Below are 13170 nucleotides of genomic sequence, written 5' to 3' on the forward strand. Positions count from 1 at the left end.
GTTAATATAAATGATGTCTGTGAGCATATCACAGAAACTTGTAAACTAGGTTGTAAAGCAGATCCATACGAAAATAGAGTAGTTTCCTAATCCTACCTACGTATTATACAATGGGTCTTCCGAGTCGTAAAGCAATTTTTTCTAATAAATAGACAAGATTCTTCACGAGGTCAATCTTGGTAACAGGCCCAATGTTTTTGACTCTACATCTTAAACGCAGCAGATTTCAAAAAGTTGCGGGTTTCACAAAAAAAGTTTTGAATTTATTTATGTATAGGTACAGTGCGGGTAAGATAGCCATTCAAAACCCATATAAAACATTGATGCGACTGTGTTCTTTGAAATATAAAGGGTGCTTCTTCTATGCTGCCAACGTTTATTTATACCCGGAGTTTCACACTATGAAGCGACAAATTCTACAAAAAACAAAATAAAAAGCATCCCACTCTGGGATGCTTTTCGTACATTTCAGTTATATAGTTTAGCGAATTTTCATCGCAAGATCGATAATTTGAGCACGCATCTGCGGATCGCTGTTCAATCTAAGATACATATCATCAATCGGCTGTCTATTTTCCCTGTACGTCTTTTCATGCTTCATTGTCGTGTGAGACCATTCAATCAAATCATTCTCAGCCAGAACCAAATTGTTATACGCATCATGGAAGCCAGTCGCCTGAACAAGCCCTTCCATCACTTCTTGGGAAACTTCCTGTGTCTTACGTGTATCTTCTATTTTCTTCTCCAGAATGACTGCCTGCTTCTCGAACTGTGTCTTTGCTTTCATGTAGCCCAGCTGGGCCTTCGAATAAATCGGTTTCATTAGCTAACTTCACCCTCTAGATCATTGTGTATTTACCGTTATTGTATCTTAAACTCTAGCAAATTACAAAAATAGTTATTGGTAAAAAACTTATTTCTACTATTATAAAAGTGTCCTTTATCAGTTACATAACACTCATAAAAAGGACCTGCCCCTTTAGTGCAAGGGACAGGTCCTTCCTAAAATGCATCCATGCTATCACATAAATTAACTCAAGTTTTTAGGGAATACTTTGGTACTCTTCTTGAGTAATTCAACCGCGATCTTACCTGCTTCCGCACGAGTCAGGTTTCCTTTCGGGTTAAATGCATACTGTGGTTTGCTTTGACCGGCAACTGTTACAGGAGACCCTTCCATGATCTTCGCTTTGGTAACGGCTTGCACAGCAGGACCCGCGTAGTTCTCCATACTGCCTGAGTCGATGAAAGACTTGGCCAATGCACTTTGGAGCTTGTTGTCATTTGCAGCTAACTTGAGCTCAAGTGCTCTCGCTATCATGACCGCTGCCTGTTCACGTGTGAGAGGACGATCCGGCCCAAACACACCATCGGTCAATCCTGTAATGATACCTGCTCTGGCGGCGGTCTCAATACTGTCATAATCCCATGTATATGAACTTGTTCCAGGCGCCACATCTGTAAATGTTCTTCTGCTATCAGAAGTAATCGGAAGATTCAATCCTTTTACCAAAAGCGTGGCAAATTCTCCTCTGGAGGTCCGATCATCTGTTCCAAATTGTTCAAAACGCAATGGTGCCATAAATCCTTTGGCGTATAATGCATTAAGAATATTTCTGGCCCAACCATGGTTCGTGATATCGTTGTAACTTCTTCTAAGCTTCATGACTTTATAGTACCCGAAATTATCGAACGGAACGGTTACTGTATGCTTCTTGGAATCCACTTCTCCACCAATGCGTTTCCATTCTCTACTTGAAGAGTAGTAGAATACCGAGATTGTGGAGCCCGCGTCATCTACCACATTAGAATCGTAAGTCAATGTCAATGTACCACGTTGAGATGGTTTGATTTTGCGCTCAGCAGGAGTTAATGGATTACCATACAATGAATCTATAGTGTATGGACCTAAGCCATTTGTTGGCTCTTTGTAGTTGTCAGTGCCTCTTGTGCCCGACTCCCCTAAACCTCCACTAATCCAGTAAATGTCTGAAATCGGACTAAAGTTCACAGAATCTCCCGTGATCGCCGAGAACCTTCTGTAATAATCATCCGGTACGCTTAATGGATTGGGATCTCCTTCTTCTGTTTTGAAACCAACAATACTTCCGTAATCGTTACGACGTTCCACAATACCGGTATTCGGATCTGCAATACCAAACAACAGTTTGTTATTCGGATAGAACTTTGCGATTCCACTGGTGTCTAAACTTTCCATTACCGTCCCTTTCGGGAAGCTTAGCTCAAGCTGTTTATTGAACGCAGAGTACTTAGTGGCTACTTTAGGAGCCATATACTGTGAATCCACTCCGGTAGCACTAGTATAGTACACCTCAATTGTATTCGTTGTTTTTACACCATTACGATCAATTGTTAGTTTAATTTTGTTCACTTTATCGGATTTGAGTCCAACATAATCAAGAGCAAAACGGTCCGTTTCTGTTCCTTGAAGCTTTTTAGCTGTCTCTTTATCAATAATAACGGACGTTGCTCCCTCTGCCTCAATATCAAAATGAACAAAGTTTTTGTTGACAACAATTTGACTACCTGAAGTAGGTTGCGGAGCTATAATACGATAACCTGCAGCTTCTCTGACCACTTCTACCTTCTGACTTGTCTTTGCTCCAGTTTTGTTATAAAGGTCCAGTGTATAGATGTATGTCCCTGGTGTCTCAGCTTTCAGATCTCTTAACCGTACAACAAAGTCCTTTTGATTTCCGGCACGATCCACAATAACATTACCATTGTTCAGGGCATACTCAGGAGAAATTGTTGGATCTTCCCAAGTTGTATTACCTGCCGATCCTTCTGGTATATTCACGTCAAAAATAGTTTGAGTACCCATACTCAGGCTCATTCGAATAGCCCCTGCACCACGGATTGCCAAGTCAAAATTTTTAAGGCTGGTCGTGTATTTCTTGTCTGCAAATGTGAAATCCGTGGACAGGTTAAACAGGTTTTTCACCCATTGATCATCCGGGTTATACGGATCAAGAAATGTGGAGCGATTTTTACTTGGTGCCGGCTGAAAATTGTTGATTGTCGATACATTATTATCATTAATGTAAATGCGCAATTCTTTGGTTACTTCATTCAGCTGGCCTTTATCTCCGGTCCCTGTACCCGTTAATACGATGCGGTTTTCCCCAAAGAATAAAGGTCCATTATCTCCGTCAATATCAATTTCAACGTCTTTAAAGCTTCCATCATCGCCCAAAGTCAACTTTTTTTGAGTCGTGTTCGCTGCAGGGTGTGTCGAATACACTTTTACACCATTTGCGAAAATCTCTGCTACAAAGTAGTTGCTATCTAATGTTGCAAAGTCAACGTACTTACCTTCAACCAACAATTTATCTGTTTTTTTGGAGTTCATGTCATATGTCTGACCATCCGTCAGGTTGCTCACAAAAATATAGTTTTTGGAGGCAAATGAGATCGTCGCATTACGACTTGATGTTGATCCAGCAAACTTGAACTGAACGGTTTGATTTCCGTTTTTGAAGCCTTTGATTTGATAGATGTATTTAGTTGGTGATACTTGTATCGGTGGTGAGAGCTCAATTGCACTTGTACCTCTTGGAAGGTACTCAGCTGTCAACTCACTTCCATTAGGATTTCTGCTGGTTTCTACGAGGATATAAAAATCCGCAGAAGTGACACTAGAACCCGAAAGAGGCACTCCTGCTGGTGCTACACCAGTACCACTGTAGTCTTTAAGATACCTTAAATCCGTAATAACCGTTTCATTCTCTAGATATTGGAAATTCATATTTACACTTGCTGTGTTTTTTCCATACTTCACAGTCAACGAATGATTTTGCAAGCGATCGATCGTAGTATCAGGGGCAGTTCCTGATTCTGTAAATTTCAATGTTGGAATTTCAAACGAAATCAGAGCATATGAAGGCGTGTTGATTCCCACACTAGGAATGGGTTCAATCTTCGGAACAATGCCACTCAATGCGCCATCCACCGAGATTTCAGGAACAGCCGTTGTTTTATCATCCGGCAAAAGTAATTGAACAGTCACACTGGCTTGTGAAGGGTCACCTCCATAAGTAGGTCTTTCCGAGAGCATACTCTGCGACAGTCCACCTGATCCCTCATTCAAATCCAGTTGAGAGAACGGATTTTCCTCATCATAGTAGAGAAGAGAATAAGTGTATTTATTTTTGTCCACGCCGCTTTCAATAGTGATGACCACATCATTCTTGCCTGCCTTCAATCGAAGCATTGGCGAGAAAAATGTGCCATCTTGTTGAGACAATGATGTTGGTAATGCCTCACCATTATTCAAACTTACTGTTACTTTAGAAGAGTTGTGGGCTACACCTTGAATAGTCACATCACCCGTATCTACAACAACCTGTGATCCTTCATTTAGATCAAGGTTATCGGCTCCACCCAAAACTTGCAGCTTTTCAATGTATGGTACAGAGTCATATAAGATATAGAAGCTTTCAGAACGTTCGCTTGGTCCCTGGGAACCCGTAAACGTTACTTTGTTCATTCCGGGAAACAATGTAAGTGTTGCTTTAAAACGATTGTCTGGTCGATCTGGATCAACCGTTACAACCGCTGGTGCTACCCGCGTGCTGTCTGGAACCCAAGTGCCATCCTTCAGATTCATCAGTTGAACGTTGGCACCCAATGTAGAGCCTGTTACGTTAGTGAACGTACCCGTTACGGCCTGTTCATTGTTAGTTACAACAAATGCAGTTGAACGCGATAGCACATCCGTGCCAGTTCCACTCATTTTGAGACCTACTGTATCTTTCAATTGGACGTTCCCAGCATTATCCGGAGTAAAATAACTCGTCTGTCCTGCCGCCGACGCGACTGGTGCAAGGCCTGCTGGTATTAGAGATACAACCAGTGCCACCATCATCAGCCAAATCATCGGCTTCTTCGTACGCTGCATGCAATCATCTCTCCTCTTTTTAAGTCAGTTACCGTTATATATCGGCTGAAAGGTTCCAATTATTTAGTAAAAACAGCAAAATAAACAAAAAACCTTGTCCACGAGGGACAAGGTTTGGGTTGATAGAATATTCAATAAGATCAGTAAACGAGCGTTTCTATTTAGGATTTCGAACGGGTTTCCGGGTTCAACTTGACGCGCATGCGCAACAGGAAGTTAATGACCGGCCTTCTGGTTTTGCTTACAAGTCCGATGACTTCTGCTCCGACCTGGAGGAAGAACATCATGATACAGATCACGACGAACGTTACCCAGTTGGCTTCGAACATCGCAGCGGAAGATTGAATAATCGCCAGTACACCGAAGAATGCGGCAATACCGTAGATGATCAGAACTGTCTGACGGTGACTGAATCCGAGTTCACGCAGACAGTGATGCAAGTGACCTTTATCCGGTGAGAAAATCGGTTTCCGTTGTACCGCACGACGAATGATCGCAAAGAAGGTATCCGAGAGCGGCACACCGATAATAATCAGCGGTGTAATGAAGGACACGACAGCAATTTGTTTGAATCCAAGCATGGACAGCATCGCCAGAGAGAAACCAAGGAATAGCGATCCCGTATCCCCCATGAAGATCTTGGCCGGGTGGAAATTGAAGAACAAAAATCCAACAATACTACCGAGCAGTACAAGACACATCAAAGCAATCATCATGTTACCCATCAGGAAGGACATCACGGCAATGGTACCAATGGCGATACCGGATACACCGGCAGCCAGACCATCCAGACCATCAATCAGGTTAATCGCATTCGTTACACCAACAATCCAGAGAATTGTCAGCGGAATGGATACCCAAGCTTCCAGTGAGGAGTATGCATCCTGAAAAGGAATATTGACGAAGTCTACACGGATATTAAATCCGAATACGACTACAGCAGCAGCAGCAATTTGTCCAAGCAGCTTCACTTTGGCTGACAGTTCAAAACGATCATCCAACGCACCAATCAGAACGATGATTGATCCACCAATCAGAAAAGCACTGACAAAGCTCATATCTCTTGTCGTAAACCATGCCGACACAAAAGGAAGCAGTGCAGCAACCGTTATGATAAAGGCCAGGAAAATTCCTAAACCACCAAGACGTGGCATAATCCGAGTGTGCACTTTACGTGCATTCGGCGTATCCATTGCTCCGATTCTGACTGCGAACTTTTTGACAAGCGGTGTCAGGGCAAGAGCCAGTCCCATTGACACGATAAATCCAATGATAAAGATCGCTACCATTTGAACATTCGACCCCCAATTATAATACCTGTAAGAAATTATAAATCCCCTGATCTCTTTCTATATATAAAAATTATTTGTTAGTCACTTTTGATAAAAAATCTCGTTACACAATAACGGAGAGGGCAAGGAAAACCTGTAGAAGCGTAGCGGTTGCCTAAAAGCTTTCTGAAAGAAAGCTACTTCGAAAGCATACGCTATCACCACATTTCACCCTTTATATAAAGGAAATAAAAGAAATTTGGGGATAACAGCAATCGAAAGGTTGCCTTGCTATCGTAGTTGTTCAGTGTAAGTTTTAATTCAAGCAGTACGACACATGTAATCCGGAATGAATTATACGCTGATCACAGGCGAAATGCCAACCTCAATTTTTAGCAAAAACGTGCATTTTACTCGTAATAGCCTAATTTTAACGGACTTTAGTCACGTTTTCTTTGTCCCGCATCACTTTGACAGCGAATTTCGGAAGCGCAAGCATTCGGCCAGCCCGACTAGGTTCGCGAAGCAGGCGATAAAACCATTCCAGTCTTAACTTTTGGAACAGTTTGGGTGCACGTTTGGTTTTCCCCGAAATCACATCAAAGCTGCCTCCAACCCCCATGGTAACGGGAACTTGAAGCGCATCTTTGTACTTGTGAATCCACGGTTCCTGCGTGTCTGCCCCACGTGCAACAAACAGTAAGTCAGGTGCAGCTTCACGGATGGAAGCGACAACCTGCTCGTCCTCAGCCGGACCAAAATAACCGTCGCGATAACCTACAATGCGAATCGCCGGATATTGCTCTTGTAACCGAACTGCCGTTTCTTGAATCACCTCAGGTGTGGAACCGAGCAGATACACGCCCCACCGATAGTTTTCTCCAACACGCAGCAATTCATGTAAAAGCTCAAATCCAGGCACCCGCTCTGCCACAGGCTGCCCACAATAATTGGCAGCCCATACAACGCCTGTTCCATCGGGAACGATCATCTCCGCAGACTGCATAACCTTCATCATCGCTGGATTCTCCAGCGCGGCCATAACCATAATGGGATTGGCTGTAATGACCTGGTGCGGCTGCTTTGTGAGTACTGCTTCGGTTAGAACCTCCACCGTTTCTTTCATCGTTAGTTTGGAAAAAGGAATACCATAGATCGAAACGGTAGGTATTGGTCCGGTCTGATTCATCTTATTTCACCCTTTGCGGCCTAAATATTTAATAATTTGCTGAGCAGGCACTCTGGCTTCCTGCTTCAATTCAGTAATGCTATCTTCATGCTCCTTCAACCACTGAGAACGCTGATCCAACAAGTTAGCCACCGTCTTCGCCAGTTTATCCCCATCCAGCGCATCTGTACTGCCCACGCATTCACTATCCAGACGCAGCATGAACTGATCAATCTTCGGATCATACGAGATACCAACAGGAGGAACATACTGCGAAGCTGCATAGATCAGACTGTGCAGACGCATGCCGATAACGACATCACAATTGCTGACTTCCTGCAGCATCAGCTGCGGATCGGTAAGATCCTTGGTAATGCTTACTTCGCTGCCCTTGTTACCCAGATCACCGAGCATTTCCATGACAAACCGTGAAGCCTGCTCATCAAGAGGTAAGTGAAAGGGTAAAAAACGCAAGTGAACGGCCTTTTTGGAACATAGCTTCTTCAATCCGGCAGCGATGGCTGTAAGTTCTTTACGATCTGACTCCCAGAAACGTACGGATACGCCGATCACCGGGAGTTCGGTATGAACGTTTGCTGTTTGAGCATTAACCGCGACTGAACTTACGTCTTCCGCTTTGGCTTCAGGCAGCGGCAGACCCATCACCGGGTCAGGGACCACATGAATCTGATTCCACTGCAATCCGAGCCCGCGCAAATATTCAGCGGATTGTTCATCACGCACGGATACATACTTGCAGGCCTTGAAGACCGAACGAATCATTGGGTTGAACATTTTGCGGTTTACAGGTCCAATGCCCTGAGCATAGATAAATGTTGGTTTCTTTAACCATTGGGCCAGTTTGATGACACCCAGGTAGTAAGGGATGGATTTTAGTCCGGTTGCATCCTGCAGCAGACTTCCTCCTCCGCTAATTAAACCGTCACTTTCCTTGATCGCTTCGCGAACCTCCTTCAACTTCATACGATGTACAGCACGTACACCGTACATTGAAGTAGTCCACTCCGGGTCACCGGAGAGCACAATCGGTTCAATCGTAATGTTCGACCGATGACTCTCCTCTTCCAGCGCCGTCAAAATTGACTTTAATACCGCTTCGTCCCCGCTGTTGTTGAATCCGTAATATCCCGAGATGACTAACTTTTGAGAAGTGGTGACCATTTTTTCCAACATCCTTCCGCTACTTGCCACACACCCACAGCAACGATACCGAAGATTAAGCCAAGTCCCAATCCCATCACTCCACGAATGAGTGACAACACAGCTGGCGTATGGATATGCGCGAACGTATCCACCATGGACAATTGTCCAATCGCTGCAATAATGAGCACAAAGATGACTTTACGATATTTTAAAGCGGCGAACACGCCAACGATAAACAGCGGGTGTCCCAGCATAAATTCTTTGAATCTTGGCCGCACGCCGAACGTGTCTTCCAACACAACACGCAGGAACATCTCGAAAGGCGTAACCGAACCCGAGTTGCCTGTACGACTCAAATAGTAATACCCAACAACGGCAGCAACAAGTGCCAATACAACCATCACAACGGTGATCGGAGTACGAAGAATATCCTTAATTTGTTTAATAGAGAACGTACCCGAACCACGGTAAAACAAGATATAAATCGCAACCAGCGCCATAGGTGCAAAGTGCAATAGGCTCACGCCTCGGAACTGGTTGATGACCAGACTGTACGTGATGCTGTTCAGCAGTGCGATGACAAAAGGCACCGCCAGGAACGAAAGAATTGATGTTCTTACATATAAGAATATCGTTTGTGCCAACCGGCGACCCGCAGGCGCGTCTGGCTGACGCTGCTGCTGATAGTTCACCGTACGAACGGCCAGCACCATCGCAATGGTTGGCGCACTAATTGCGACCAGCAAGGCAATTCCCTGCTCAAGCAACGTCGGTTTGAGTAAGAACAATCCAGCACTGCCCACCAGAGCCAGCGCAAATACCAGCAATGTCAGCAGTGGAACAAAATATGAAACCATAAGCGTAATCATTGCGATTGCACCAATCAAGGCAACCAACTTGGCATAACGCTGAATGGAGGAATCTTTCACCGTGAACGCTTCAGCTTGTCCCAGTTCGAAGCCGTGTTTGCCCATACGTTCAATCGCATGACCTGGCTCACCCAAACTGTTGATCAGATTATCAATCGGATTGGTGATCATGGCTTTGGCCGTATTCCGACTTGGCGAAGCATTAATATAAATCATCCGAATGTTGCGGTCTTTGGTAGCCAAAACAAAACGGTCAGCAATGGTGTCTACATCCAGATTGGCATCCCCGTCACTTAAGGAGTACAGACGAGTTACATTGTAGTCAATTTTATAGGAGAGAGTCTCAAAACCGGATTGTGGTTTCTTCAAATTCTCAATAGCCGCTAGTCCTATATGATGCTTGTTCAGCAACTGGGCGAACTGGTCGAGACTTCTCATCTCTGCATTATCATTGTACCCTTTCACAGCATCACCATCAAACAAGATGCGCTTTACCCCATTCTCTTCGAAGAAGGTAAGCAGGCGTTCCATGGATTCCTGACTGTAAGGAACGTTGTCTGCGATCCGTGGCAAAATGTAAAATCCTTTATCACGCAGCATCTTCACGGCAACCGGATCTGGCTGCAAAGGCTGCATGTTCGCATTCTCCGGTGGAGTCTGCAATATTAAGCCGCTACGACCTTCGTATTCCCATGGAAGCACAGGAATCTCCCGATCGGCGAACGTTTGTTCAATGATAGGGGTATACGTTTGTGCATTTTCTTCATTTGTGAACAGCACATACGTGTAATTATCGTTAGCAGGAATGACATTTTTGGTCATGTTCGCAAGATCCTGCCCGCTATATACCATTAGTCGACGTGACTTCTTCAACTCATCCAGTGTACTTTCGAACACCGCCATGGTTGTCACTCCGGCATCTTTCAAACGAGTCAGTTGTTCATTCATGAAATCTTGGGGATGGGCCTGATAAGCCGAGATATCCAATAGACCCCGATAATTGAAGACAAGCTCCACCTTTTTGGCGGAAGATTCCGTCTGCACCCGATCACTGATAACAGGGATGGAAGCAATCAAACCGATAATGACAACAATCCACAGCCACTTCCGTGAAGCGGTATTCCAATAAAGCCATTTTTGACGCACTACATGTACCTCCTCAAGTGTTGGAACCAAATGCACGTTCAGCTCATGATTTTCATTGCATAATAGTGAATAAATACCGGATACACACAGCTTGTGTCAACAAACGTGCATCTATCCGCAATTCATCCAAAATAGACGTAGGAATTCACCCTTTTACCTAAAAGAAAAGCCCCTCCGCCAACCAACCTTACGGTGCGGAGAGGCTTTCTCATGTTCTTGCTCAGTACTGCATTCGTATTTATTGTGCGTCTACACGCGTCATTACCGTAGTAGCCAAACGTTCGATACGGCTTTCGGCGTCTTCCAAGTTCTCTCCACGCACGGCGAAGTATACTTTGATCTTCGGTTCTGTTCCCGAAGGACGTAGGCAGAACCATGATCCGTCTGCCAAAATAAATTTCAGAACATTCTCTTTCGGCAAGCCATCCAAGCCAAGGGAGTAATCCAGCACATCTTGTACAGCGATGCCGGCTACTTCTTGTGGCGGATTAGAACGCCAGTCGGTCATTTTCGCCTGAATCTGAGCTACGCCATCCTTGCCTTTGAGCGTACGTGACTCCAGCTTCTCCAGGAAATATCCGAATTGGCTGTACAGCCCCTGCAGGACATCATAGAGCGTTTTGCCTTGGTTCTTATAATAAGCAGCTGCTTCAGCAATCAGCATTGCCGCCAGAACTGCATCCTTGTCACGTGCGTAGCTGCCTGCCAGGTAACCATAACTTTCCTCATAACCGAACAAGAACGTGTGACTGCCGGTTGCTTCGAACTGGTTCATTTTTTCACCGATATATTTAAAGCCTGTCAGGGTGTTCATCACTTCTGCACCGTAATGCTCGGCAATGACCGCGCCCATCTCGCTTGTTACAATCGTTTTGATAACCGCGCTATTTTTCGGCAGTTTGCCTGTCTCTTGCAAGCGGCTCAACACATAATGCACCATGATAGCTCCGGATTGGTTACCAGATAGTACGAAATACTTGCCATCATTGTTTTTCACTACCGCACCCATGCGGTCTGCATCCGGATCTGTACCGATCAGAATATCCGCACCCACGGATTCACCCAGCTTCATTGCAAGTGTGAATGCTTCGCGCTCTTCCGGGTTAGGGGATTTCACTGTGGAGAATTCAGCATCAGGTTGTTCTTGTTCTGACACAATGTGAACCTGCTCAAAACCGATCTGTTCCAACACACGGCGTACAGGCACATTTCCTGTTCCGTGCAGTGGAGTAAATACGATTTTGAAATCACGGCCAACGCCGGATTGAATCAGATCACGACTGAGACTCAGGCTGGCAACTGTATCAACAAATGCCTGATCTTCCTCTTCCCCAAGCCATACGAGCAATCCTTGGGCTTCGGCTTCTTCTTGCGTCAGCTTTTTCACATCTGCGAGGGATGGAACTTCCTGAATGTATTGAATGACTTTCTCCGCTTCATGTGGTACCAGTTGGCCACCCTCGTGGTTGTACACTTTGTAGCCATTGTATTCAGGTGGATTATGACTCGCGGTCACCACAATACCACCGGTTGCTTGCAGATGACGTACACTGAAGGAAAGCTGAGGCGTAGGACGCAGGGAAGTAAACAGCTTAGCCACAATGCCATTCCCAGCCAGAACCAGGGCCGCATCCAATGTGAATTCAGGTGAGAAATGACGGGAATCATGCGCGATCACTACAGAAGGTTTACCTTCTTTGTCGCCATGCTGCTCCAGCAAATAACGCGCAAAGCCTTGTGTTGCACGACCCACGGTATAACGGTTCATCCGGTTGCTTCCCGCTCCGATCACACCACGCAGTCCACCAGTACCAAACTCCAGATTTCTGTAAAACCGATCCTCCAGCTCTTTCGGCTGATCCTGCAAATCACGAAGCTCCTGTTTCGTCGCTTCATCAATCGAAGCATCCTCCAACCACTGCTGCAATGTTTGTGCTGCTGCTGTGCTTAACTGTTCCATTCCTGCAAGCCCCTTCCTTCTATATAAAATTCAATCAAGTACTGAACTAAACAATATTTAGCTTGGGTCAGACAGTGCAAACATGATCTCGCCTTCAGCTACCACTTTGTCGCCCACTCTGGCTGTAGCTTTGCCTTTACCAATTGAACCTTTGAGGCGTGTAATCTCCACTTCCAGCATCAATGTATCTCCAGGCACAACTTGCCCACGGAATCGGAAGTTGTCCAGTCCCGCCAAAAAGCCGATTTTACCTTTGTTGCCTTCCAGATTAAGAATGGCTACAGCACCAACCTGTGCAAGTGCTTCTGTAATCAATACTCCTGGCATAACCGGATACTCTGGAAAATGACCAATGAAGAAAGGTTCATTAATGGTTACATTTTTTAATCCAACGGCACGTTTGCCATCCTCTAACTCTACAATCTTGTCCACCAGCAGAAACGGGGGACGGTGCGGAATAATTTCTTGAATCTGTTTGATATCGAGCACAGTGTAATCTCCTCTCGGGATGTTTATATGAGAACTTTTCATCATGGATTGACTCTTATCGCTACGATGTCGTTACGGTTACGGATCGTCCTTCTGATCGCTGTTGTCCCCGAATTTTTTTGATCAACCTCAAAGAGGTCTAAATTCGGTGACAAAGGCGAGCGCTTCGCTTCTTCTGAACG

8 protein-coding genes are annotated in these 13170 nt (G+C 45.0%); all 8 read right to left on the bottom strand.

What is annotated here, in order from left to right; all coding sequences use genetic code 11:
- Positions 1-481: 481 nt before the first annotated feature.
- The 8 genes from MHB49_RS31155 to fabZ all read right to left on the bottom strand — a co-directional run bounded on the left by MHB49_RS31155 (position 482) and on the right by fabZ (position 12988).
- On the bottom strand, positions 482-823 hold the full coding sequence (locus tag MHB49_RS31155) for a hypothetical protein (RefSeq protein ID WP_405154161.1): 342 nt from the start codon (positions 821-823) through the stop codon (positions 482-484).
- A gap of 207 nt (positions 824-1030) precedes the next feature.
- On the bottom strand, positions 1031-4921 hold the full coding sequence (locus tag MHB49_RS31160) for an S-layer homology domain-containing protein (RefSeq protein ID WP_405154162.1): 3891 nt from the start codon (positions 4919-4921) through the stop codon (positions 1031-1033).
- A gap of 161 nt (positions 4922-5082) precedes the next feature.
- The gene (locus tag MHB49_RS31165) at positions 5083-6210 is read right to left on the bottom strand and encodes a glycosyltransferase family 4 protein (protein ID WP_247899608.1); all 1128 of its coding nucleotides are present in this window, start codon (positions 6208-6210) and stop codon (positions 5083-5085) included.
- A gap of 412 nt (positions 6211-6622) precedes the next feature.
- Positions 6623-7381, bottom strand: coding sequence for a WecB/TagA/CpsF family glycosyltransferase (locus MHB49_RS31170; RefSeq protein ID WP_405154163.1), 759 nt, complete (start codon positions 7379-7381; stop codon positions 6623-6625).
- A gap of 6 nt (positions 7382-7387) precedes the next feature.
- Positions 7388-8542 (bottom strand): polysaccharide pyruvyl transferase CsaB, encoded by a 1155-nt coding sequence (gene csaB, locus MHB49_RS31175; protein WP_405154164.1) that lies wholly within the window; start codon positions 8540-8542, stop codon positions 7388-7390.
- On the bottom strand, positions 8518-10539 hold the full coding sequence (locus MHB49_RS31180; RefSeq protein WP_405154165.1) for a DUF5693 family protein: 2022 nt from the start codon (positions 10537-10539) through the stop codon (positions 8518-8520). Before MHB49_RS31180 ends, csaB begins: the two co-directional genes overlap by 25 nt.
- 238 nt (positions 10540-10777) lie before the next feature.
- On the bottom strand, positions 10778-12499 hold the full coding sequence (locus tag MHB49_RS31185; protein WP_405154166.1) for a phospho-sugar mutase: 1722 nt from the start codon (positions 12497-12499) through the stop codon (positions 10778-10780).
- 57 nt (positions 12500-12556) lie between these two features.
- A complete protein-coding gene (fabZ, locus tag MHB49_RS31190; RefSeq protein ID WP_024632705.1) occupies positions 12557-12988 on the bottom strand; it encodes a 3-hydroxyacyl-ACP dehydratase FabZ in 432 nt (143 codons plus the stop codon).
- Positions 12989-13170 lie beyond the last annotated feature (182 nt).

It is taken from the genome of Paenibacillus sp. FSL K6-0108 (genome assembly GCF_045040695.1).
GTDB classification, from domain to species: domain Bacteria; phylum Bacillota; class Bacilli; order Paenibacillales; family Paenibacillaceae; genus Paenibacillus; species Paenibacillus pabuli_B.

Bases quoted from the DNA above. Each gene is read 5' to 3' on its own strand.
- MHB49_RS31155 (WP_405154161.1), bottom strand. From the start codon at position 823: ATGAAACCGATTTATTCGAAGGCCCAGCTGGGCTACATGAAAGCAAAG.
- MHB49_RS31160 (WP_405154162.1), bottom strand. From the start codon at position 4,921: ATGCAGCGTACGAAGAAGCCGATGATTTGGCTGATGATGGTGGCACTG.
- csaB (WP_405154164.1), bottom strand. From the start codon at position 8,542: ATGGTCACCACTTCTCAAAAGTTAGTCATCTCGGGATATTACGGATTC.
- MHB49_RS31170 (WP_405154163.1), bottom strand. From the start codon at position 7,381: ATGAATCAGACCGGACCAATACCTACCGTTTCGATCTATGGTATTCCT.
- MHB49_RS31165 (WP_247899608.1), bottom strand. From the start codon at position 6,210: ATGGTAGCGATCTTTATCATTGGATTTATCGTGTCAATGGGACTGGCT.
- MHB49_RS31185 (WP_405154166.1), bottom strand. From the start codon at position 12,499: ATGGAACAGTTAAGCACAGCAGCAGCACAAACATTGCAGCAGTGGTTG.